This window comes from Klebsiella sp. S69, assembly GCF_016516145.1.
GTDB lineage: Bacteria > Pseudomonadota > Gammaproteobacteria > Enterobacterales > Enterobacteriaceae > Klebsiella > Klebsiella oxytoca.
In genome coordinates, this window is the sequence record NZ_JACVUU010000031.1 from 45,921 (window position 1) to 70,211 (window position 24,291).

Genomic DNA, 24,291 nt, shown 5'->3' on the forward strand with positions numbered 1-24,291 from the left:
GTTACCTGTGTTGGCTTTGTAACAACTTACTATGGTATCACTTATTTTAGATAAATTTCAGCCATTGATAGTGGTTGCCTGTACTCATCTTACTTTTTCCTTTGTACCAGCATCATGACAACTTTTTGTGTTGCAGAGAAAAAATTCGGAGATGCAATCTGATTGTATCTCCGAATGAGTGGCCATTAATTACTGACCCGGCTATCACAGGCCGTCGTAGGCATCCAGAGTTTTTCCCGAGTAGACATATGCTGCACCTGCATTCAGGGCGATAGCGGTACCCAGTGCTGCAGCCACTTCTTCCTTAGTAGCACCTGCTTTTTTTGCTGCTGCTACATGTGCGGTAAGACAGCCATCACACCGTGTAGTTACCGCTACGGCTAAAGAAATAAGCTCGTGTGTTTTTGCATCCAGAACATTGTTTTCGCGAGTAGCGGTTTCAAGGTTATGGATAGCTTGTGCAACGGGCTTATTGCTTTTTGCAAAGTTGCCAACGCTCTTGACGAGCTCAGATAATTTAGTACTCCATTCACTACTCATTTAACACCTTTTAACGAAGTTGAATTTTATTTGCCCAGTTTGCGTGCGGCCATGACACCACCGTCCACATCCCAGACAGCCCCGGTAACCCAGGACGCTTTAGTGGAGAGAAGGAACATGATCGTTTCGGCAACATCACGAGAACTCCCGTTTCGCCCAAGAGGATGGAAACTGTTAAAACCCTGTAATGCACCTTCCAGTTGCTCTCCCGGGATAAAGCGTTCAAAAATTTTGGTTTCTACAATTGCCGGACTGACGGAATTCACACGGATACCATGTTCGGCAAGTTCCGCTGCCGCATGACGTGTCAATGCATCCAGCCCGGTTTTGGCCATGGAATAGGCAGATGCTGTAACTGATTCAATTGCCTGGCGAGCTGCAACAGCAGTCACATTGACGATTGAACCGGTTTTATGTTGAGCCACCAGTGACGCTGAGACTTGTTGTGTAATAAAGAAAATTGCGCGGTTAAAATCAAGAAAGTTGCTGTAGTCTTCGACTGTATGCTCAAGAAATGATTTGGGATAATAAATTCCGGCCGAGTTGACAAGCATATCAATGTCATTGTGCTCACTTGCCAGTGTTTCAAGTAACGCCTGTACACTGTCAGCGCTGGATAAATTGGCAGTCAACGCGATAACTTTGTCTTCACCAGCTATGCCTGCCAACATCTGCCGGGCTGCTTCGGCTTTTTCTGCCCGATTGCCAACAATGACAACTGACCCGCCTTGCTCAGCAAACATTCTGGCAGTTTCTAAACCGATTCCGCTTGTACCTCCATTGACCAGAAGCTTATGACCTTCAAATTGTTTATCGTGCATGATTTCACCTTTTTATATAGAAAAGTTTACAGGCAGCCTATCTACCAGTAGGTAGGCTAAATTAATTGACTGAAGTGACAATGTCAAGGTACGCCTCTGGCCAGAACGCTAGGGAGTTTAATCCTGGAGTAACTACATTGACTTTGACGCTTAATCTTTATGCTGCTTGTTTTCGTAACTCAGGGAAGCAGGAAAGACTTTCTGATAGTCAGAGGGAGTTGCATATAGAAACATTCATTCCCGAGGGGGTAAAAAGCTATAAACGGGGTTACTGTCTGAGAATCGGGTAACACTCTGTTTCGCAATATGCAGGCTTTGTGAACGTGCAGAGTGAAACGGAGAAAATTAATAATTTTCCTGGTGAACTTAAGACGCCACTCATGCCGTTTTTTTCCTGAATGTGCAAAAGCTGAATTTCATCGCTTATTGAAACTAAGCTTAATTTCAGTAAACCTCTGTGAAGGGGCAGCTAAGCCGCCCCTGTGAAAAGTAATTAGCTTAAATCTTCACCATTCGAGGCGATAACTTTTTTGTACCATCCAAAGCTTTTTTTACGGGAACGTTTGAGAGTACCGTTACCTATATCATCCTGATCAACGTGAATAAAGCCATAACGCTTGGACATTTGCGACGTGCTGGCGCTGATCATATCGATAGGCCCCCACCAGGTATAACCAAACAGATCGACACCATCAGCAATGGCTTCCTGCATCTGTTCGATGTGCAGTCGCAGGTAATCAATACGATAATCATCCTGAATCTGACCATTACTGTCCGGAACATCCACGGCACCAAGACCATTTTCCGCCACAAACAGGGGTTTCTGATAGCGGTCATATAACTGGTTCAGCGCCAGTCTAAGTCCTTTCGGGTCAATCTGCCATCCCCAGTCGCTTTCTGGCAGATACGGATTGCGAATCCCTCCAGTGATCAGATTCCCTTTTACACCTTCCAGTTTTTCAGGGTGTGCACTGACAGTACTGGACATGTAATAACTGAAGGACACGAAATCGACAGGGTACTGACGCAATATTTCATCGTCGCCGCGCTCTTTTTTCAGTACAACCCCTTTTGCAGCAAACATTCTGTCTGTCCAGGCAGGATAAGCCCCCCTCGCCTGAACGTCGCTGAAGAACAGGGAAACACGTTGTGCATCTTCGCATGCCTGAATATCGTCAGGGTGACAGGTATGGGGATACAGGATCTGATAGCTGATCATGCAGCCCACTTTCGACTCTGGAATAATCTCGTGGCAGGCCTTCGTGGCAAGGGCACTGGCGACGAACTGATGGTGCGCCCCCTGGTACTTGGCCTGCTCAAGAGCCGGATGATTTTCTTCGATAACACCGACGCTGACGTACGGGTGGTGTTTAACGCAGTTGATTTCGTTAAACGTCATCCAGTATTTCACTTTATGGCGATACCGTTTAAAGACGGTAGTGGCAAACCGCAGATAAAAATCAATCACCTGACGGTTTGGCCAGCCACCGTATTCCGTAACCAGTGTGAGGGGCATTTCGTAATGTGAAAGCGAGACAACGGGCTCAATATTATGGCGGCGCAGTGTGTCGAACACCCGGTCATAGAACGCCATCCCGGCTTCATTCGGCTCGGATTCGTCACCACGCGGGAAGAGTCGAGTCCAGGCAATCGACATACGGAAGCATTTAAACCCCATTTCGGCAAAGAGGGCAATGTCCTCTTCATAATGGTGATAGAAGTCATTGCCTTTGCGCTTAGGATAATATTTTTTGCTGGCAGGATCCTGCGCTTCGGCCACCTGGGCATGCGTCATTCCGGCCCACTGATCCAGCCATGTTTCTTTCGGTGCATTAATATCAAAGATAAAGACATCGGAGGCTGATAAACCTTTGCCATCGGCGTCATGCGCGCCTTCCAGCTGATTGGCCGCCGTGGCGCCGCCCCAGAGAAAATTATCCGGAAATGATTTAGTAAATGTCACTTATTCCCCCTTACACAGCTGCTGCTGTCAGTTTCAAAAAAGCCTCACGTGGTTCCACGTCATTTTGTGATATCAGGCTAATGTCGTCATAACATTCGGTATTGGTCACAATGATGATAATGCTCGGATCGATGTTATCCGCATGTAATGCATCAAGATCGAAGCTGATAAGCGGCTCACCCACGCTGACAGGCTGGTCATCGTCAACATGCCGTGTAAAGCCTTTCCCGTTCAGCTTGACGGTATCGATGCCAATATGAATCAGAATCTCAGCGCCGGATTCGCTCTCCAGCGTGATGGCATGATTAGTGGCAAACACCGACCCCACCCGACCATTTACTGGCGAAACCAGCTGGCCATTGACCGGGACGATGGCAATGCCTTTGCCAAAGACCTCATCGGCAAATACCGGATCGCTCACCTCCGAAAGCGGAATCAGTTTCCCTTCGGCCGGTGCATACAGTCGTTCGCCCGCCGTAACGCTGACACGGCTAATACCCGCCTGCACATCTGTAGCCGGGGTTGTTACCGTATCGGTTTCAGCCACTGTATCCGGCTGAACTTCAACGGCCTCCTCAAAGCCAAGCAGTACCGTCATCAGAGCGGCAACGGCGAAAGCCAGTGCGATGCTGGCCAGCGCCCATCCGAATCCCTCGCCGGCAAGGGCTGGCAAACCTGACAAACCGCTTAACGCATACGCATACGCCTTCACGCCCATGGTCATTGCCAGACACCCGCCAGCCGCACCGCCAATCAGTGCTGCGGCAAACGGTTTTTTGAAGCGGATGTTGATGCCGTACATTGCGGGTTCAGATACGCCCATCAGTGCACTGAAAGAGGTCGACAGAGCCAGAGTCCGGGTCTTCTTGTTGCGGGAGCGAAGGAATACCCCGAACGCAGCCCCGGCCTGCCCAAAATTTGCAACAAACATGAGGGGCTTGATGGGATCGAAGCCCAGGCGTGTGATGTTATTGATCATGATGGGGACCAGCACATAGTGCATACCCGTAATAATCATCAGGGATAACGTTCCGCCCACCACAATCCCGGCGAGTGGCCCCATATTTTCTACAAGCCAGATGATCCCGCCGGAAAGAGAATTGCCGATAAAAATCCCGGCCGGGCCAATGAAAATAAGCATCACCGGCGCCACAACCATCAGACTCATCAGAGGGGAAAACATCATTCGTATGGAAGCGGGAATGACACGATTGAAGAAGCGTTCAACGTAGCTCAGCAGCCAGATTGAAAACAAAATTGGGATGACGGAATTAGCATAAGAAACAGGAGAGACTGTTAACCCGGCAAAGGCAACAGCATCACCTGACTTCAGCAATGCAGTCAGTGTCGGATGAAAGAGCACGGCCGCAAGTGCAACGGAAAGATACGGATTTGCGCCAAATTTCAGACCAGCACTGAAGGCCAGCACCATCGGTATAAAGTAGAACACACCATCACTGATGGCTGTCATGATCTGATAGGTCTGATTAGAGGCAGTCACCCAGCCAAAGGTGATGAAAAGAGATAAAACACCCTTCAGAATACCGGCTCCGGCGATAGCCGGTATAATGGGGGAAAAAATGCCGGAAATCACTTCGAAGGCCTGGGAAACAGGATTGCGGCGCTTTTCCTCAACCTTTTCGTCCGTCTTGGCCTCAGATGCAAGGCGAGGGAGCTCCTCCTGTATTGCTTTGAGAACCTGCGTGACCTTATTACCAATAATGATCTGGAACTGATCGCCTGACAGATTAACGCCCATAACGCCATCGAGCTGCATCAACGCCTCACGATCGGGCTTGTCGTTATCTTTCAGGTTAAATCGCAGGCGCGTAATGCAATGAAAAACTGAATTGATGTTTGTATCGCCACCAAGAAGCGCAATAATTCTGCGCGCGGTATGTTGATAATCCACAGAAATACTCTCCAGATTTAGGACAACAGCTGTCCGTTCACAAACGCCGGTATTAACCGGACACCTTGCTTCCTCTGGGGTTTGCCTGATTTAACAGTAACAAGCCTAAATGGAATTTTTTTGACGGTTTAATACGTTGCCGATATGAACCGTCAGGTACAACTTCTCCGAACCACTCATTTCATGGTTGTAATTCTTCGCCACAAATTCGCTTATGGCCTGAACACATTCCAGGGTCTTTTCATAACGTTTGGGCATCTGCTCAAACAGTTCTGCATCATCGTTATTAAGAATTTCGCCAGCCATAACCCGCTGGGCAAAGAATTTTAAATGCGTAACAAACCGCTGATAATTCAGGCTTTGCTCGTCAATGCTTATTGCAAACCAGTATTTCACGATGTTCTGAATCTGGAAGATAAGCCGGGTCATCTCCATGACCTGGCCATCCGGAACATTCATTGAGGCGTTTACGACATGAAGCGTGATACTGCAGGCTTCCGCGTCTGGCAAGAGTTGCCCGGTGCGTGAGGCAATAAGTGCAAGTGCCTGGCGCCCAACAAGATATTCTTTACGGTATAAATGACGAACCTCCCACTCAAGTGGGTTATGTATTTCAAGCCCTTCAGCTTGCCGTTTGAGTGCAAAATTCAGATGGTCTGCCAGCGAGACGTATAGTGCATCGCTCAGGGTATAACCCAAAGTATTGCGTGCCAGTGTGACGATATCATCAGTCAGCTGAATCAACTCCACCGGCACTTCGTTAAGTAACACTTTGAAGCGATCCGCAACGGAGCCTTCAGACAGGCTGAAAGTCTTCTCCACGTTCTTCTGGATGACGGGATCGCCTACCCGGGCATTAAATCCCAGTCCTCTTCCGGTCAGGATAAACTCTGCTCCGCTGGCATCTGAAACGCTGACGACATTGTTATTCAGTATCTGTTTGATGATCATCGCCAACTCCACAAACGCAAAACGGGCAAAACATAATTACAGCCAGGGAATCCCCTGTAGCTGCATTTACGTTTTGCCCGCCGAACGGTAACAAGCTGTATCTATCCTGCAACGATATAATCCCTGCTTATGAACAGTCAAGAAAACGAAACTCTGGTCCGCTCCTTTCATTCAAAAGTGTGATCTCTATCTAACTACAATCCTGTGGTGCCGGAACTACTACTCAGTTAGTAGCTATTATCCAGACTGACATTAGCTACTGTCCGATAATGTACAGATAACCTGAAAGTGTAAACATTGAAATCACCGTTGATACCAGTACGCATTTCGATGTTGTTGAGGCTTCGCGCCGGTAAAACTCAGCCAGCATAAACGGCCCTGTACCTGTGGGTAATGCCGCCAGTAATACTGACGTATGTACCAGTAAGGGGGATAAGTTAAATACGCATGCGGTAATCCACCACGTCAGCGCAGGCTGGATTAACAGCTTAAGAACCACTAACAGTGTCACTGTCATATTTTCATTGCTGGTTTTTTTGGCTGGCTCGCCTGCCAGGAACAACCCCAGCGCGATGAGCGCACAGGGTGAAGCCGCTCCCCCAAGTAGTTTCAGGAATACCTCAACTGAGCCGGGAAGAGTCCAGCCCGATACCGGGATATAAATGGCAACAATCGGCGAAACAAGCAACGGATTTTTCATCAGGGATTTTGCCACCCGGGCAAATATTATACGCCGTCTGGTTTCTCCCTGAAGCCCGGTTTCAATGATGATAATCCCGATACCAAACAGAACGGTTACGGTCAGAATTGTGGCGATAAGGGTAGGAGCGAGCGCTCCGTGGCCTAAAAAAGCTGTAACCAGGGGAAAGCCAATAAATCCGGTGTTCGCATAGCCAGCATTCAGCGCATCAATTGCTGCATCTGCGAGATGGAGGGTGCGTCTCAACTGTATAAAAAGAGTAAGGAAAAACACCACCATCATACCTGCTGAGAAGGAAAAAACGAACGCAGGCTGAGCGAGATCGACCCATTTGGCACTGGCAATAATATCAAAAAGCAAAGCCGGTAGTGCCAGATAAACAACAAACCGGTTCAGTTCGCTCAGCGCGTTCTCACCCAGGATTTTCAGTTTACGGGCCAGCCAGCCCACAAGGATAAGAGCAAATATAGGTAGTACAACATTGAGAGTGGACAACATGAACAGGACTCAGAAAGTATAAAAAACTAATCTAAACGTCTTGTATTATCTAATCCAATGCCTTTTTATGTGTAACCCTATACCTTAAAGGTATCACGCGATGTCCGGATTCAGGCAGTTATATTATTTCACCATTCTTGCAGAACATCTTAATTACGGCAGAGCCGCAAAAGCACTCAATATTACGCAGCCCCCGCTAAGTCGCCAAATCACTTCTCTGGAGGATATGCTGGGTGTGCAATTATTTGAACGCCACCACCATGGCGTTTCACTGACAGAGGCTGGCGAGACGTTTTACGCCGACGCCCGGGCCGTTATCAGTGCGTACGAACTGGCATGCCGTAACGTTCGTCAGATAGCTGCGGGAGAAAAAGGTAAATTGTCTGTGGGTTTTATGATGCACGCTGCCTATTCGACAATTCCGGAACTTACGAAGTGCGTTGTTACTGATTATCCAGACCTTCGCCTAATATTGCAGGAAGTCACGCCCGCCACGCTGGTTGATGCTGTTCTGGATGGGAAATACGATGTGGGGCTTGTCTTTAATCCCGGCCCGGTACGTTTTTTAAAAAGCCTTACAATACGGTGTGAAAAACTCTGTCTGGCAGTCAGTAAAAACCACTGGCTGGCGAAAAAGAAAATGGTTAATGCGGGGCAGCTCCGGAACGAACCGCTAATCGCCACCCCGCACTCCGTTGCTCCTGTGTTACGTGAAATGATTGATCTCTTTCTGCGTCAGCATGGTGTTGACCCCTACTATCGACTGGAAACGCAGTTGCAACAGACCATTATCAGCCTTGTTGCAGAAGATCTGGGTGTGGCACTGGTACCCGAATCAGTAAAAAAAGTCCATTATGCCGGAGTCGTCTATCTTGAGGTAGAACAGAGCCCTGCTATCGAACAAGTCCTGCTTTGGCGTGAGGATAACAGCAACAAAGCGATTGCCTGCTTTATGCAGCTTGCAAGACAGGTCTCGAAAGAAGCCCTCAGCACGCAGAATGAATTGCCAGCCTTTCGGTAATTTATCAGGATTATTTGTCTAGTAGCAGCGTCCGCCTCTGCTTAAAGAGACTGGTCAGAACGGCTATGTGCTGGGGTGAATAGCTGCAGACTAACAGAAGGAAGAACATCCCAGTTCTTCCGGATTCTCCCTAATTAACTTTAATCGGAGCGCGACACTGGTTCAAACAGTCTATTCATCATTTTCATACTGAATATCGGTCATTACTCTTAACATTATGGCCACTCTTTTAGTCCGCTTAGCGCCAACTTCCGCTCCTCGCTCTAAGCGGACCTCCAGGCCAGTTAACTAGTCCGCTTCGTGCCTGGAGCGGACGTTGCTTCCGCACAACATTATGTGTTTATCACTGTGGCTCAGGTCGTTTTCTATGAGAACTATACTTTTCTAAATACCAGTTAAACGCAAACGTGATGGCTGGTAATGGATTTACTGACGTAGCGGTGAATCATCAATGCTGGTGGGTCATTTGCAGGAGGAGCGTTAACTGTTCCAAACCAGACTGGATTAGCCGGGCAAACGGAGCCACAAATGTAGGCAGGTATGCCCGCAAACGTACCCGCGATTGGTCTGTGTACATGGCCTGACGAAATGGCGAGGAGTCTGGTCGGGGCGCGTCTCATCAAATCTTCCATCTCAGGCAGACCTCTGCACATCGTTTCGTCTAGCGTTGGTATGCCAGATGCAAATACGTGATGATGCATAAACAGCAATGACGGAGGGCTGCATGCGTCGCTAAGTTGATTCTCCAACCATTCCAGATGGTCAGTCACACTGCCGTAATCCTTATAATCAATCGTCGAATCCAGACCAATCAGACGAATGCCACCGGTGTTAAGTATGAAGTGCAGGGCCTCTCCTTGGGCATCGTGCGCCCATTTGTTCTCATCCCAAACAGAACGCATTAGACAGCGGTCGTCTGAGTTCCCCGGCAGGACCAACGTAGGGTAATTTTGCTGATTCAGACGGTCAGCTATCTTTATATAACCTTCGTGCCAATGCCCATCTGTTAGATCACCAGTAACTACCAGTACGTCCGGCTGCAGATGCGTAAGCCAATTTAGTATTTGATCGAACCGAAACAGATGGTTATTTTTGGGTGAGGCGTGTATGTCTGAAACCTGCGCTATCAGCATAAAAACCTTATACCATGATTGTTTGGGGGAACAAGAACGTGATTCATAACTAAGAATCCGGTTTCAAATTTCATACTTTCGCCACCATGGTAACCCTGGACAGATTAATTAGGATCGGTACTTTAGAAAGTTGCGGCGAATCAGACTGGCTGGAAGGGCGCTCGGGAATTCACATTGAATCGCTAAGTTCAATTCTGACTGCTCAGAGCCAATGTTAGCAGGGATGCGTAACGTCCGCTCCTCACTCATAGCAGTTCTTGCAAGGAGCCATTCCGGGAGACACATTTCAGAAGCCGACGCACCTTTCCCCATCTATTATCTACATCACGACATTACAATTAAAAAACAACATGTTAAAGTTCAATCATAATAATATTTTATTTCCAATTGTAATGAGAACCATTCTCATATTAATATAGCCGCGTGATGATTAACTTTTGATGCATTCTGCATGTCTGACCGCGCCGCCCCCACCGCTGCTTTTACGCTTGAATCGCTTTACGGCGCGCATCACGGCTGGCTGAAAAGCTGGCTAACCCGCAGGCTTCAATCCACGTTTGATGCTGATGACATCGCTCAGGACACCTTTTTGCGGGTGATGGGAAGCGAAACGCTGTCGACAATCCGCGATCCTCGCTCCTTTCTGTGCACCATCGCCAAACGTGTAATGGTGGATCTGTTCCGCCGAAACGCGCTGGAAAAAGCGTATCTGGAGATGCTGGCGCTTATGCCGGAGACGCTGGCACCGTCACCCGAAGAGCGCGAAAGCCAGCTCGAAACCCTGCAACTCATTGATGCGATGCTGGATGGGCTAAGCGGCAAAACGCGGGAAGCGTTTCTGCTTTCACAGCTTGAAGGGCTGACCTACAGCGATATCGCCCAGAAGCTGGGCGTCTCCACAAGCTCGGTGAAAAAGTACGTCGCCAGAGCCGTCGAACACTGCCTTCTGTTTCGTCTGGAGCACGGCCTGTGAACGCTCCAATAACCGATTCTCGCCGCCAGGCTTTACGCTCGGCATCGCACTGGTACGCGGTATTAAGCGGCGAGCGCGTCAGCCCGCAGCAGGAAGCGCGCTGGCAACAGTGGTTTGAAGAGAACAAGGATCACCAGTGGGCATGGCAACAGGTTGAAAGCCTGCGCAGCCAGCTTAGCCACGTGCCGGGCGATGTCGCGAGCCGGGCGCTGCACGACACGCGCCTTACCCGTCGTCACGTCATGAAAGGGCTGCTGCTTTTGCTAGGCGTGGGCGGTGGCTGGCAGCTCTGGCAATCTGAAGCCGGTGAAGGTCTGCGGGCTGACTACCGCACCGCCAAAGGCGCGGTCAGTCATCAGCGGCTGGAAGATGGCTCGCTGCTGACGCTCAACACGCAAAGCGCCGCAGATGTTCGTTTTGATGCGCATCAGCGCGCTGTCCACCTCTGGTACGGCGAGATTGCCATCACCACGGCAAAAGACGCCCAGCGGCGGCCTTTCCGGGTGATGACCCACCAGGGCCAACTCACTGCGTTAGGCACAGAATTTACCGTGTTTCAGCAGAACAACGCCACGCGCGTAACCGTACAACAGCACGCTGTTGAAGTCATACTGGCAAACCGTCCGCAGGAAAAACGCATAGTCAACGCTGGTGAGAGCCTGCAGTTCAGCGCGTCTGACTTTGGTGCACTTGCCTCAGCGGATGATGAAAGCGCGGCCTGGACTCAGGGCGTTCTGAGCTTCAGCGATAAACCGCTGGGCGAGGTGATTGCCACGCTGGGGCGTTATCGCAGCGGCGTGCTGCGCTGCGATCCTGCTGTGGTTGGGCTACGCCTTAGTGGAACCTTCCCGCTGAAAAATACCGATGCAATCCTGAATGTTATCGCCCAAACACTTCCAGTTAAAATTCAGTCTGTTACGCGATACTGGGTCAATATCTCGGCTTTGTAAGAAAAATAATTCTCATTTCGATTGTCCTTTTTTCCCTTCTCGTTCGACTCATAGCTGAACACAACAAAAATGATGATGGAGAAGGTATGACGCCTTTACGCGTTTTTCGAAAAACAACACCTTTGGTTAACGCCATTCGCCTGAGCCTGCTGCCGCTGGCCGGTCTCTCGTTATCCGCCTTCGCAGTGCAGGTAGATATCCCCCCGGGCGCGCTCGACAAAGCCCTTAACCAGTTTGCCGCACGCAGCGGAATTACCCTGTCGGTAGACGCCAGCCTGACGCGCGATAAACACAGCAACGGTCTGCACGGTGACTACGACGTCGAAAACGGTCTTCAGCAGCTGCTGAACGGCAGCGGCCTTCAGGTAAAACCGCTGGGCATTGACAGCTGGACGCTGGAGCAGGCTCCGGCCCCCAAAGAAGATGCGCTGACCGTTGTCGGCGACTGGCTGGGCGATGCGCGAGAGAACGACGTTTTCGAACATGCCGGCGCGCGTGACGTCATCCGCCGTGAGGATTTCGCCAAAACCGGTGCGACGACGATGCGTGAAGTCCTGAACCGCATACCTGGCGTCACCGCTCCGGAAAACAACGGCACCGGTAGCCACGATCTGGCGATGAACTTTGGTATTCGCGGCCTGAACCCGCGCCTCGCCAGCCGCTCAACCGTGCTGATGGACGGCATCCCCGTGCCGTTTGCCCCTTACGGCCAGCCGCAGCTTTCACTTGCGCCCGTCTCGCTCGGCAATATGGACGCCATTGACGTGGTGCGCGGCGGCGGCGCGGTGCGCTACGGGCCGCAGAGCGTGGGCGGCGTGGTGAACTTTGTCACCCGCGCTATTCCGCAAGACTTCGGTATCGAAGCCGGCGTGGAAGGTCAGCTCAGCCCAACCTCTTCGCAAAACAATCCGAAAGAGACGCATAACCTGATGGTCGGCGGCACGGCGGATAACGGTTTTGGCTCCGCCCTGCTTTACTCCGGCACGCGCGGCAGCGACTGGCGCGAGCATAGCGCGACGCGTATCGACGATCTGATGCTGAAAAGCAAATATGCACCGAACGAAGTACATACCTTCAACAGCCTGCTGCAATACTACGACGGTGAAGCCGATATGCCCGGCGGCCTGTCCCGTGCGGATTACAACGCCGACCGCTGGCAGTCTACGCGCCCGTACGATCGCTTCTGGGGGCGTCGCAAGCTTGCAAGCGTGGGCTACCAGTTTCAGCCGGACAGCCAGCACACGTTCAATATTCAGGGCTTTTATACCCAAACCCTGCGCAGCGGCTATCTGGAGCAGGGTAAAAACATCACCCTTTCACCACGTAACTACTGGGTTCGCGGCATTGAACCCCGCTACAGTCAGAGCTTTACGATCGGCGCGACCGCGCACGAAGTGGGTGTGGGATATCGTTACGTGAATGAATCCACGCACGAAATGCGCTATTACACGGCGGCATCCAGCGGGCAACTGCCGTCTGGCTCCAGCCCTTACGACCGTGATACCCGCTCCGGCACCGAGGCGCACGCCTGGTATCTGGACGACAAAATAGACGTTGGCAACTGGACAATCACGCCGGGTATGCGCTTTGAACATATCGAGTCATACCAGAACAACGCCACCAAAGGCACGCATCAGGAAGTGAGCTATAACGCCCCGCTTCCGGCGTTAAACGTGCTCTATCACTTGACTGACAGCTGGAATCTTTATGCAAACACCGAAGGCTCGTTCGGCACCGTACAGTACAGCCAAATTGGCAAGGCTGTGCAAAGCGGCAATGTGGAACCGGAAAAAGCGCGAACCTGGGAGCTCGGAACCCGATACGACGATGGCGCGCTGACGGCGGAAATGGGGCTGTTCCTCATTAACTTTAATAATCAGTACGACTCCAACCAAACCAACGACACCGTTACTGCGCGTGGCAAAACACGCCATAGCGGGCTGGAAACTCAGGCACGTTACGATCTCGGCACCCTGACGCCAACGCTTGATAACATCTCTGTCTATGCAAGCTATGCGTATGTGAACGCCGAAATCCGCGAAAATGGCGATACCTACGGCAATCAGGTGCCGTTCTCGCCGAAACATAAAGGCACGCTGGGTGTGGACTATAGACCGGGCAGCTGGACCTTCAACCTGAACAGCGATTTCCAGTCCAGCCAGTTTGCGGATAACGCGAATACCGTCAAAGAGAGCGCCGACGGCAGCACCGGTCGCATCCCTGGCTTTATGCTCTGGGGCGCGCGCGTAGCCTACGACTTTGGTCCACGGATGGCCGATTTGAACCTCGCGTTCGGCGTGAAAAATATCTTCGACCAGGCGTATTTCACCCGCTCTTACGACGACAACAACAAAGGCATCTACGCAGGCCAGCCGCGCACGCTGTATATGCAGGGGTCGTTGAAGTTCTAATTCACACCGATTTCGTAAGCCGGGTAAGCGCAGCGCCACCCGGCTTTCAGGAGTACCGATGTTCACATTTGTCCGCACGCTATTCGCCGCGCTGCTGCTGGTCACCAGCCACGCTTTTGCCGCCACGGTTCAGGACGAACATGGCACCTTTACGCTTGATACAACGCCACAGCGGATTGTGGTGCTCGAACTGTCGTTTGCCGACGCGCTGGCCGCCGTCGACGTCAGCCCGGTCGGCATTGCCGACGATAACGATGCAACGCGCATTTTGCCCGAGGTGCGCGCGCACCTGAAGCCGTGGCAGTCCGTTGGCACTCGCGCGCAGCCGAGCCTGGAGGCCATCAGCGCGCTGAAACCGGATCTCATCATTGCCGACAGCAGTCGCCATGCGGGTATTTATGCCGCGTTACAGCACATTGCACCGGTGCTGCTGCTCAAGTCCCGGAATGAAACTTACGTAGAAAACCTGCAATCTGCCGCAATCATCGGCGACGTGGTGGGTAAAAAAACGCAAATGCAGGCGCGCCAGCAGCAGCATAAACAGAAGATGGCGCAGTGGGCCAGACAGCTGCCAAAAGGCACGCTGGTGGTGTTCGGCACTTCCCGGGAACAGCAGTTCAACCTGCACACGCAGGAGACGTATACCGGGAGCGTCCTGATCTCTCTGGGGCTGAAGGTTCCGGCGGCGATGGCGGGTGCATCCATGCCTTCTGTCGGCCTTGAGCAACTGCTGGCGCTTAATCCGGCCTGGCTGCTGGTCGCGCACTACCGCGAAGAGAGCATCGTTAAGCGCTGGCAACAAGATCCGCTCTGGCAGATGTTAACCGCTGCGCAAAAACAGCAGGTTGCTTCAGTCGACAGCAACGCCTGGGCGCGAATGCGCGGCATTTTCGCTGCGGAACGCATTGCCAGCGATACGGTAAAAATCGTCCACCACCAGCCCGTACCCGATGTGAAATGACCGTGTTAAGACACCCGGCGCTGCGGTGGGGGCTTCCCGCCGTCGCGCTTATCGTTATCTTCTGGCTGAGTCTGTTTTGCTACTCGGCCATTCCTGTTTCTGGGACCGACGCCCTGCGCGCCCTGCTGCCGGGCCATACGCCGACGCTTGCACAAGCGCTGGTGCAAAACCTCAGGCTGCCGCGCAGCCTGGTGGCCATGCTGATCGGCGCAAGCCTGGCGCTGGCAGGCTCACTCCTGCAAACCCTGACGCATAACCCTATGGCCTCACCGTCGCTACTCGGCATCAACAGCGGCGCGGCGCTGGCCATGGCGCTGACCAGCGCCTTAAGCCCAACGCCGGTAGCGGGCTTTTCGCTCTCCTTCATCGCCGCGTGCGGAGGTGGCGTAAGCTGGCTGCTGGTGATGATGGCAGGCGGCGGATTTCGTCAGTCTCTGGATAAAAATAAACTGATCCTCGCGGGTATCGCCCTGTCAGCCTTTTGCATGGCCCTTACGCGCATCACGTTGCTGCTGGCGGAAGATCACGCTTACGGCATTTTCTACTGGCTGGCAGGCGGGGTGTCTCACGCCCGCTGGCAGGAATTTTGGCAACTCTTTCCGGTCTTGATGGTAGCCGCGCCGGTCGTGATGCTGCTGGCCAATCAGCTGAACCTGCTCAACGTGAGCGACGGTACAGCGCAAACGCTAGGTGTGAATCTGCCCCGGCTGCGTTTGGCGCTCGATTTTCTGGTGCTCATTTTGGTGGGTGCCTGCGTTAGCGTGGCGGGTCCGGTAGCCTTTATCGGCCTGCTGATGCCGCATCTGGCCCGTTTCTGGGTCGGGTTTGATCAGCGCAAGCTCTTGCCGATGAGCATGCTGCTGGGGGCCATACTGCTGCTGCTGGCCGATGTACTCGCCCGCGCTCTGGCCTTTCCCGGCGACCTGCCCGCTGGCGCGGTGCTGGCGCTCATTGGCGCGCCCTGTTTTGTCTGGCTAGTCAGGAGGCGTGGATGAGAATTGCGTTGGTTATTTTCATTGCCCTCATGCTCGCAGGGTGTGCGCTGCTCTCTCTGCAAATGGGGGCAATCCCCGTGCCGTGGCGCGCGCTGCTCACCGACTGGCAGTCGGGGCGCGAACACTATTACGTGCTGATGGAATACCGCCTGCCGCGCGTGCTGCTGGCGCTGTTTGTCGGCGCGGCTCTCGCGGTAGCGGGCGTGCTGGTGCAGGGCATCGTGCGCAACCCGCTGGCCTCGCCGGATATTCTCGGCATCAACCATGCCGCCAGCCTGGCTTCCGTCGGCGGGTTGCTGCTCATGCCGTCATTGCCGGTGATGGTGCTACCGCTGCTGGCCTTTACCGGCGGCCTGACGGGCCTGCTGATACTCAATACGCTGGCGAATACCCGCCAGCCTATGAAGCTGGCGCTAACGGGCGTGGCGCTTTCAGCCTGCTGGGCAAGCCTGACGGATTATCTGATGCTCTTGCACCCGCAGGATGTAAACAGCGCGCTGATGTGGCTGACCGGAAGCCTCTGGGGACGCGACTGGAGCGTTGTGAAAATTGCCGTGCCGCTGCTCGCATTGTTCCTGCCGCTGAGCCTGCTGTTTTGCCGCGATCTCGATCTGCTGGCGCTGGGGGATGCGCGGGCGGCAACGCTCGGCGTGTCAGTTTCCCGGATCCCGTTTTGGGGGCTGTTGCTGGCCGTCGCCATGACCGCAACCGGCGTGGCGGTCTGCGGCCCGATTAGCTTTATCGGCCTGGTCGTGCCGCATATGGTGCGCAACATCACCGGAGGGCGTCACCGCGTGCTGCTGCCCGTTTCGGCCCTGATGGGCGCATTATTACTGGCTGCTGCCGACCTGCTTGCGCGCGTGATTCATCCCCCGCTGGAGCTTCCGGCAGGCGTGCTGACCGCGATCGTCGGCGCCCCCTGGTTCGTCTGGCTGCTTGTGAGAATGCGATAAATGACATTACGTACTGAAAACCTGACCGTCCGTTACGGTACGCAAACCGTGCTGGACAACCTTTCTCTCGCGCTGCCTGCGGGGCAAATCACCGCGCTGCTCGGTCCTAACGGCTGCGGGAAGTCGACGCTTTTGAACTGCTTTTCACGTCTGTTAGCACCGGAATCAGGCACCGTATTACTCGACGATAACCCGATCAACGGCTTTTCGTCACGCCAGCTAGCTCGGAGGCTGGCGCTACTGCCGCAGCACCACTTAACGCCAGAGGGGATCACTGTCCGGGAACTAGTGTCTTATGGCCGCAGTCCCTGGCTATCGCTTTGGGGACGTCTGTCCGCTGAGGACAATGCCCGCGTCAACGCGGCAATGAGCCAAACCCAGACGCATCATCTGGCGGACAAAAGGTTAAACGTACTTTCCGGCGGCCAGCGCCAGCGCGCATTTCTGGCAATGGTACTTGCCCAAGATACGCCGGTTGTGCTACTCGATGAGCCGACGACGTACCTCGATATTAATCACCAGGTTGAACTCATGCACCTGATGCATGAACTCCAGACACACGGAAAAACAGTGGTCGCAGTACTGCACGACCTGAATCAGGCCAGCCGCTATTGCGATCATCTGGTGATGCTGGCAAACGGACGGGTGATGGCGCAGGGCGCACCTGGTGAGGTGATGAAACCAGAATTACTGAAAACGGTATTTGGCGTCGAGGCAGAAATTCATCCAGAGCCGGTATCGGGTAGGCCGATGTGTGTAGTGAGGTGAATAACACAAGCCGTAAGAAACGAACCATGACGGAACAGAGCTGGAGCAACGCCCCTGGGCCTTTTCAGGCTGAATCTAAACTCTTCCTGATTCTAAAAGATCCCCAATGCTCATCTTCAATCAGCCTGCTTGAGGCTGACAGGTTCAGGATCACGTAGGGCCGAGCTGAGGTATGTCCGCTTTTCGCTCACGGCGGACCTCCAGCTCCGTTAGCTACGTCCGCTTAGTGCCAAAAGCGGACATTGATCTCTTCCGGTAAAGCTGAATAACAGTTCTGGTATTTATGCTTCTGCAAATCAATTCCTAGTGATTATTGCTATTTCGCCATAAAAGCATTCTGAATTCGATTAAAGTCAAACATGACAGTGCGCACTACAATACCTTTCTTGTTAATACAAGCATTCAGGCTATGCCTTTCTGACTGAGCCATTCCCGGCAGGGGATAGCTTCAGAAGCCGTTGCGGAAATACATTAAGGAGAAAGCTATGTCTCGTATCGTTGTCATTGGTGGCAGTGGCCACGTGGGCTCTTATCTCGTGCCAATGCTGGTTGAACTGGGTCACCAGGTGGTAAACGTCAGCCGGGGCGCAGCAAAGCCTTATCGCCCTCATTACGCATGGTCTCTCATCGAAAACGTTGTTATTGACCGGCTGGAAGAAGAAAAGAAAGGAACCTTTGGTCAACGTATTGCTGAGCTTCAGGCCGATATTGTCATCGACATGATTGCATTTGATCTCGGCAGTACGCAGCAGATTGTTGAAGCGCTTCGCGGCAGGATTGAGCATTATCTTTTCTGCAGTTCAATCTGGGTTTACGGTCGTTATGTGTCAGTCCCCTCTCTGGAAACAGATCCTGTCAGCCCGATTGATGCTTACGGACAGGGTAAAGCAGAAAGCGAAGCCTGGCTGATGCGTGAAGCGCGGCTGTCTGGCTTCCCGGCTACTTGTTTCCGTCCGGGACATATTGTCGGCGAAGGATGGGTACCGACCACGCCTCAGGGGAATTCGAATCCTGAAGTGTATTCGCGTATTGCCCGTGGTGAAACGCTGGCACTGCCTAATCTCGGAAGTGAAACGGTACATCATGTTCATGCTGTTGATGTCGCACAGCTTATCATGAAGGCCATTGAAAACCGTTCTGCTTCAGTTGGTGAAATTTTCAATGCGGTATCCGGCCAGGCCATCACGCTCAGGGGTTACGCTGAAGCCGTTTTCCGCTGGTTTGGCAGGGAACCGTCCCTGAAGTTCCAGCCTTTTGACGAGTGGCTTGCCGGGCTTGAACCTGAGTTTGCTGAAAACTCCAGAGGGCATGTGGTGCGAAGTTCTTCACATTCCATTGAGAAAGCCCGCGTCAGGCTGGGTTACCAGCCCCGTTACAGCAGCCTGGAAGCGATCCATGAGTCCGTTCAGGCACTGATAGCCCAGGGGCAGGTAGAGTCACCTTCACGCTGATCACGACGCAGATACGTTTTTAACCTTTGTTCAGGCGGGGCGGATTGAAATCGCTGCTCCGCCATCATCCTGCTTTTTTTATCTGACTGCAGGCTGTGAGCCTGTGGTAACTGTTCACCATCATCTTTAGAAATTATCTATGAATAAACCGCTTAATGCGGGCGGCTTCAGTGCGCCCGAAATGACGTCTGCCTGGAGTGCAGTCATCAGCATGGCTCTGCTGTGCTTCGTCCTCGTTTCATCAGAATTTATGCCGGTCAGTCTGCTGACCCCAATTGCAAATGATCTGTCGGTCACGGAAGGCCAGGCGGGTCAGGCCATTGCCTTTTCCGGGCTGTTTGCGGTGATTACGAGCCTGTTTGGTAACACATTTCTTGCCCGCTTCGACCGGCGTACAGCAGTGATTTTCTATACCCTTGTGATGGTGATGTCCGGGGTCATCGTCACATCTGCTCACGGCTACGGCATGTTTATGTTCGGGCGTGCGTTGATTGGTATATCTATTGGGGGATTCTGGTCGCTTTCTACAGCCATTCTGGTACGGGTTGTGCGTCCCGTGAGTGTCCCTAAAGCTATCGCCATTCTGCAGGGCGGGACCGCACTGGCGTTCGTGGTGGCGCCACCGCTGGGAAGCTTTCTGGGCAGCCTCATCGGCTGGCGGGGTGCATTCTTTACCGTGGTACCTGCGGGCGTGATCTGCCTGATATGGCAGATGGTCGTCATACCGAAACTGCCGCCGCAACGTGATACCAGCATAAGACAGATAGCATCCCTGTTACGCAGCCGGACATTCGCCCTGGGCATGATTGCCGTGACGCTTGCCTTCATGGGACAGTTCTCGCTGTCCACTTACCTGCGTCCTTTCCTCGAAAGCGTCACTGGACTGGGCATCAACATGATTTCCCTGTTCCTGCTGGGCGTAGGCATCGCAGGTCTGACGGGAACGCTGATCTCAGGTTTTTTTGTCAGGGATAATCTGCTGCCAGCTCTCACCGGTTTACCGGCAGGCCTGGCGATCGTCGCAGGTCTGCTCACGGGGCTGGGACACATACCCGCCGCCACAGGAGCATTGCTTCTGGTATGGGGCATACTTGTGACTCCCATTCCTGTCGTATGGAATACCTGGATGACCCGGATTATTCCGGATGAACTGGAGGCTGGCGGTGCCCTGATGGTCGCCCTGATTCAGTTCGCCATTACAATGGGCGCATTCACTGGCGGCGAATTATTTGATCACCAGGGCTGGGTCAGCACCTTCATGCTCGCCACCGCCCTGCTGGTAGCCTCTGCCATTATTGCCGTCCTGCCCGGGCGTCGCTCACTGACAGGAAAATGAATGCCAGACAGGCCGCCTAACCCGCCGAAGGGATGCGTAAGGCATCAATAATAACTTTCAGTGCCGGCGACATCTGTCGCCGGCTGGGATAATAAAGATGATAGCCCTTGAAAACAGGGCTCCAATCCTCAAGCACTCTCTCCCACTTCCCCTGCTTTATCCCGGGTTCGGCCAGATTATCCGGAACATATGCCAGTCCATACCCACCCTCAACGGACGTGAGCATCGGATAAACACTGCTGTATATCAGCTGACCCTGAACTTTCATGTTCAGTTTCTCATCCCCTTTTTCAAACTCCCATGCGTACAGCTGTCCGGCACCGGAATGTCTGACATTGATGCAGTTATGACCAGCCAGTTCTGAAGGGTGTGAAGGTTTACCGGCTCTGGCAAAGTAGTCCGGAGATCCAATTACGGCAGGCCGCCAGTCAGCCCCAATCCTGACAGCTATCATATCCTTGACCACATCATCGCCTAACCGAACTCCCGCATCAAAGCGCCCCTCAACAATATCGATAAAGCCGTTTTGCTGAGACAGTTCGACCTGAATATCAGGATAATGTTTAAGGATCGGGGCCAGAGCCGGCCAGATGTACTCATGCAGCATGTGATCTGAAACCGTGAGCCTTACCGTTCCCGCAGGTGTGTCGCGATAACGAAGCAGGTCAGAGATATCTGTTTCTATGGCGTTGAGGCGCGGTTCAAGCGCGGCCATAAGTTTTTCACCGATATCGGTGGGTGCCACTTTGCGCGTTGTACGCATCAGTAGCCGCATACCGAGCCTTTCCTCAAGACGTCTGATAATGTGAGACAGCGTTGATTGAGAAATATTCAGCCGTGCAGCAGCTCTGGTAAAACTCCGTTCCTGCGCGACAGCAAGGAACGCAAGATAATCATTAAAATCTTCGCGCATGAACGTTTTCCGTATAATGAACAAACCTTTCAGCTTTAGCTTTTTCCTGAATGATTTTACAGTCATCCTCTTTGAAAGTCCGTTGTTCGCTCACAGTGGACTTTCTGCTCAGTGAATCCGTCCACTCCGTGCCAATAGCAGACCTTTCCCACTACAGTAATTTACCTGACTGAGATCCATTCAGTAATGGTTCTCGCCAACGCCTCAGGTTGTTCGAGCGGGATCATATGACCGCAATCCTTGATGGTTTTCAACGATGCATCAGGTATGGCATCGACCAGCTCCTCTGCCTCCTGCATGGAACGGATGGTGTCATCTTCACTGGCAATAACCAAAGTGGGACAACCTATCGTTGTTGAAGGAATACCTTGTCGGGTTAAGGTCGATTGCGTAATGAAGGCTTCAAATCCGAGACAACGTCCCATTTGCTGGATAGTTGAAATCATATCCTGATCTGATGCGTTTAGGGGGTGCAGTGACCGGGCAATAGCATGGCTGCTCAGCCCCTTAAACGTTGCAGGTGACAATGACTGTACGCTTTGCCGCTTTGATTCCGCCTCTAATGGCGTATCTTCCCTTAACGAACTGGCAATCAGTACCAGGGACTCCACACGATCCGGAAAATCTGCAGCAAACTGCCGGGCAATGTACCCTCCCAGTGAAAAACCTATCAACGTAAATTTGTCAGGCAGACAGATACTCATATGCTGCGCGATATCATGGAGGGTTCGTCCTCCGGTTACGGGAGCATGATGAACAATACAGTTTGCCGACAGGTATGTTTCAAATTCACGCCAGAGCACTTCATTCAGCATATACCCGGGAATTAAAACGATCGTTCGTGGCGTTAGGCTCATAGCACTCGCTTAAATGAATCGGAGGATTAGATCAGAACGGTTTAAAAATATCTGACTAGGGCTGAAACGACAATCCCAAGGGTGATAGCAATTAAAGGTCTTTTAAAAACCAGCATCACGACGGCCGTGGTCAATAATGCCATCTGAGCGCCTTTGTCGCCCGTGAGGGCAACGGGGGCTAAAATCGCCACGAGAACGGAGCCTGACATTCCCTGAATAAAGGCTTTTATTCGGTTATTAAAAGGAACAAAAGACATAACCCAGACGCCACCCCATCGGGTAACCAGAGTGACCAAAGCCATAATAATTATAATAATCAGAGGCCCCGCCCCTACCGTCTCAATACTCATTTTTCTCTCTCATTATAATTCCAGTGATACCTCCGGCGAGGGCTCCGGTGATCACGTGGCTATTTTCTGGTAACCATTTATACGCTATCAGCGAGGCACTGGCCGCTGCGGCCCAGATAATTAACATCTTCAGGCTTCTTTCTCCTTCGAACACCATGGAAAGAAGGAAACACCCCATAACCATATCAAGGCCATAGCTTTTGGGATCCTGGATAGCACTACCGAAATAAAGCCCTATGACGGTCCCTACGATCCAAAAAAACCATAACGCAAGACCGCCACCAAAGAGTAATCCCAGCCCCGCGCGTCCCCTGCTGAATGCCTGTATGGACATCGCCCAGTTAGCGTCGGAAACAACCATCATTATCCCGTAGCGTTTAGCGGGTGTTAACGCGCGCAACCACGGGTATAAAGTGGCCCCCATTAACAGATGCCTGGCATTAATAGCAAAAACGGTGGCGATAAGGGTTAATACAGGAACCTGACCGGTCCAAAGCTCTAAGGTGGCGAATTGAGCATAACCGGCAAAAACCAGCAAACTCATCATTGTCGCCGACGTCGGGTCCACTCCTTTCTGCGATGCGGCCAGACCAAAGGCGGCACCAAAAATAGCGACAAACAGTGATACCGGGATAAGCTGCCGAAAACCATCCCATATCAGCGAATGATTAAGTTGAGACAAGTCTGGCTGGTGATGCGTCATCCGGGACCTCATGAACTTCATAACAGTGAAAGCAAACAGGGGGTCACTATGACAGTATTGTGGAATTGATAAAAACGCATAATAATTGATATTAATATTTGATTGTCGAATACAAGGCTCAAAGGTGCATTATCAAGACCTCCAGATGGACTGGCTTAAATGTTTTGTCGCGGTAGTGGATGCGGGATCGCTTTCGGCTGCGGCACCTGAAGTCCATCGCTCACAATCTGCGGTCAGCATGCAACTTAAAAAGCTGGAATCTGCATTAGGGTGTCAGCTTTTACTTCGCGGTCCTCGTCAACATCAACTCACCTCTGAAGGTCAAAAACTGCTGGGATATGCCCGAAGGATACTCGACCTTCATGCTGAAACGCAGACCGCATTTCACGGTAAGGAGTTAACAGGGCGTATTCGTCTGGGGGTCCCTGATGACTATGCAGCAAAATACCTTACACCTGCGCTGAAGAGATTTGCCCCTAACTTTGGGTCAGTCGAGATAGAATTAAGCTGTGAGCAATCAACGTCTTTAATTCCTCGCGTTGAGGCCGGTGATCTCGATTTGGCACTGGTTTCCCGGGAACATCCCAACCAGGGCGCGTTACTATTTTATGAGCCGATGGTGTGGGTGGGTTCTCCACAGTTTGAGGTTTGGCGGCGCGATCCATTACCTATTGCGGTGTATGAAAGTACAAGCCTTGCTAAACGTAGTGCTATCAACGCATTAGCACTGCAGGGGCGGAGATATAAGGTGGTGTATAACAGCTCCAGCCTGTCAGGGCAGATTACCGCAGTGGAAAGTGGCCTGGCTGTTGCGGTGCTGACCCAGTGCAGCGTGCCATCTCATCTGCAAATTCTTGGCAGTGAACATCTTTTGGGGCCTCTTGAACCCATGGAAGTCTCATTGTTCAGAAGTCGTACTTCCCAGGGTTCTCCTGCAGTGGATAGTTTGTACGATTTGCTTCTCAGGACATTACGGGTCAGAAAAGTTGAAAATTGAGACGATTTATTAGGTGCCTCAACGTCCGCTCATCGCTCAAAGCAGACCTTATGACCTCGATTTCTGGCAGATCCGAGCCAAGAGCAAAAATTGATATCATCAATCGGCCTCAAGCTTAAGGGGAACATCTCCCC

The 24,291-nt window shown here is 52.2% G+C and carries 22 protein-coding genes; 11 read left to right on the forward strand and 11 right to left on the reverse strand.

Annotation, left to right across the window (positions count from 1 at the left end):
* Positions 1-204: 204 nt before the first annotated feature.
* The 6 genes from IAE27_RS25520 to IAE27_RS25545 all read right to left on the reverse strand — a co-directional run bounded on the left by IAE27_RS25520 (position 205) and on the right by IAE27_RS25545 (position 7,385).
* Positions 205-540 (reverse strand): carboxymuconolactone decarboxylase family protein, encoded by a 336-nt coding sequence (locus IAE27_RS25520; RefSeq protein ID WP_200093006.1) that lies wholly within the window; start codon positions 538-540, stop codon positions 205-207.
* Positions 541-566: 26 nt separating this feature from the next.
* Complete coding sequence (locus IAE27_RS25525; protein ID WP_200093007.1) at positions 567-1,361, reverse strand: SDR family NAD(P)-dependent oxidoreductase; 795 nt, start codon at positions 1,359-1,361, stop codon at positions 567-569.
* 493 nt (positions 1,362-1,854) lie between these two features.
* Positions 1,855-3,324, reverse strand: coding sequence for a glycoside hydrolase family 1 protein (locus tag IAE27_RS25530; protein WP_200093008.1), 1,470 nt, complete (start codon positions 3,322-3,324; stop codon positions 1,855-1,857).
* Between the two features lie 10 nt (positions 3,325-3,334).
* Positions 3,335-5,236: a beta-glucoside-specific PTS transporter subunit IIABC gene (locus IAE27_RS25535; protein WP_200093009.1), complete on the reverse strand. Its 1,902-nt coding sequence runs from the start codon at positions 5,234-5,236 to the stop codon at positions 3,335-3,337.
* Between the two features lie 105 nt (positions 5,237-5,341).
* Positions 5,342-6,187 (reverse strand): BglG family transcription antiterminator LicT, encoded by an 846-nt coding sequence (gene licT, locus IAE27_RS25540; protein WP_200093011.1) that lies wholly within the window; start codon positions 6,185-6,187, stop codon positions 5,342-5,344.
* Positions 6,188-6,443: 256 nt separating this feature from the next.
* Entirely contained in the window at positions 6,444-7,385 is a 942-nt protein-coding gene (locus IAE27_RS25545; RefSeq protein ID WP_200093013.1) for an AEC family transporter, read from the reverse strand.
* Between the two features lie 100 nt (positions 7,386-7,485).
* Between IAE27_RS25545 and IAE27_RS25550 the strand changes: the two genes are divergently transcribed.
* A complete protein-coding gene (locus tag IAE27_RS25550; protein WP_200093015.1) occupies positions 7,486-8,406 on the forward strand; it encodes a LysR family transcriptional regulator in 921 nt (306 codons plus the stop codon).
* Positions 8,407-8,801: 395 nt separating this feature from the next.
* Here the strand turns inward: IAE27_RS25550 and IAE27_RS25555 are convergent, their stop codons facing one another.
* The gene (locus IAE27_RS25555) at positions 8,802-9,539 is read right to left on the reverse strand and encodes a metallophosphoesterase (protein ID WP_094354201.1); all 738 of its coding nucleotides are present in this window, start codon (positions 9,537-9,539) and stop codon (positions 8,802-8,804) included.
* Between the two features lie 451 nt (positions 9,540-9,990).
* On the opposite strand from IAE27_RS25555, the gene fecI reads away from it, so the two are divergent.
* From fecI to IAE27_RS25600, 9 genes are all read left to right on the forward strand, one after another.
* Positions 9,991-10,512 carry a ferric citrate uptake sigma factor FecI gene (fecI, locus tag IAE27_RS25560; protein WP_200093016.1) on the forward strand — a complete coding sequence of 174 codons (522 nt, stop codon included), beginning with the start codon at positions 9,991-9,993 and terminating at the stop codon, positions 10,510-10,512.
* Positions 10,509-11,462: a ferric citrate uptake sigma factor regulator FecR gene (gene fecR, locus IAE27_RS25565; protein WP_200093021.1), complete on the forward strand. Its 954-nt coding sequence runs from the start codon at positions 10,509-10,511 to the stop codon at positions 11,460-11,462. Before fecI ends, fecR begins: the two co-directional genes overlap by 4 nt.
* 86 nt (positions 11,463-11,548) lie before the next feature.
* Complete coding sequence (fecA, locus tag IAE27_RS25570) at positions 11,549-13,873, forward strand: TonB-dependent Fe(3+) dicitrate receptor FecA (protein WP_200093022.1); 2,325 nt, start codon at positions 11,549-11,551, stop codon at positions 13,871-13,873.
* Between the two features lie 58 nt (positions 13,874-13,931).
* Positions 13,932-14,834 (forward strand): Fe(3+) dicitrate ABC transporter substrate-binding protein FecB, encoded by a 903-nt coding sequence (locus tag IAE27_RS25575; RefSeq protein WP_200093023.1) that lies wholly within the window; start codon positions 13,932-13,934, stop codon positions 14,832-14,834.
* Entirely contained in the window at positions 14,831-15,829 is a 999-nt protein-coding gene (fecC, locus tag IAE27_RS25580; protein ID WP_094354206.1) for an iron-dicitrate ABC transporter permease FecC, read from the forward strand. Before IAE27_RS25575 ends, fecC begins: the two co-directional genes overlap by 4 nt.
* Positions 15,826-16,782, forward strand: coding sequence for a Fe(3+) dicitrate ABC transporter permease subunit FecD (fecD, locus tag IAE27_RS25585; protein ID WP_200093024.1), 957 nt, complete (start codon positions 15,826-15,828; stop codon positions 16,780-16,782). Before fecC ends, fecD begins: the two co-directional genes overlap by 4 nt.
* Positions 16,783-17,550, forward strand: coding sequence for a Fe(3+) dicitrate ABC transporter ATP-binding protein FecE (fecE, locus tag IAE27_RS25590; protein ID WP_094354208.1), 768 nt, complete (start codon positions 16,783-16,785; stop codon positions 17,548-17,550).
* A gap of 485 nt (positions 17,551-18,035) precedes the next feature.
* On the forward strand, positions 18,036-19,001 hold the full coding sequence (locus tag IAE27_RS25595; RefSeq protein ID WP_200093026.1) for an NAD-dependent epimerase/dehydratase family protein: 966 nt from the start codon (positions 18,036-18,038) through the stop codon (positions 18,999-19,001).
* A 139-nt stretch (positions 19,002-19,140) separates the two neighbouring features.
* A complete protein-coding gene (locus IAE27_RS25600; protein WP_200093027.1) occupies positions 19,141-20,337 on the forward strand; it encodes an MFS transporter in 1,197 nt (398 codons plus the stop codon).
* A gap of 16 nt (positions 20,338-20,353) precedes the next feature.
* On the opposite strand, the gene IAE27_RS25605 is transcribed toward IAE27_RS25600, so the two are convergent.
* The 4 genes from IAE27_RS25605 to IAE27_RS25620 form a co-directional block, all read right to left on the reverse strand.
* Positions 20,354-21,250: a LysR family transcriptional regulator gene (locus tag IAE27_RS25605; RefSeq protein WP_058608821.1), complete on the reverse strand. Its 897-nt coding sequence runs from the start codon at positions 21,248-21,250 to the stop codon at positions 20,354-20,356.
* Positions 21,251-21,411: 161 nt separating this feature from the next.
* Complete coding sequence (locus IAE27_RS25610; RefSeq protein ID WP_200093028.1) at positions 21,412-22,107, reverse strand: alpha/beta fold hydrolase; 696 nt, start codon at positions 22,105-22,107, stop codon at positions 21,412-21,414.
* 41 nt (positions 22,108-22,148) lie between these two features.
* On the reverse strand, positions 22,149-22,457 hold the full coding sequence (locus IAE27_RS25615; protein ID WP_049071339.1) for an AzlD family protein: 309 nt from the start codon (positions 22,455-22,457) through the stop codon (positions 22,149-22,151).
* A complete protein-coding gene (locus tag IAE27_RS25620; RefSeq protein ID WP_200093030.1) occupies positions 22,447-23,160 on the reverse strand; it encodes an AzlC family ABC transporter permease in 714 nt (237 codons plus the stop codon). The genes IAE27_RS25615 and IAE27_RS25620 overlap by 11 nt, the downstream gene beginning before the upstream one ends.
* Before the next feature lie 145 nt (positions 23,161-23,305).
* Between IAE27_RS25620 and IAE27_RS25625 the strand changes: the two genes are divergently transcribed.
* A complete protein-coding gene (locus IAE27_RS25625; RefSeq protein WP_227685300.1) occupies positions 23,306-24,157 on the forward strand; it encodes a LysR family transcriptional regulator in 852 nt (283 codons plus the stop codon).
* The last annotated feature ends 134 nt before the right edge of the window (positions 24,158-24,291 follow it).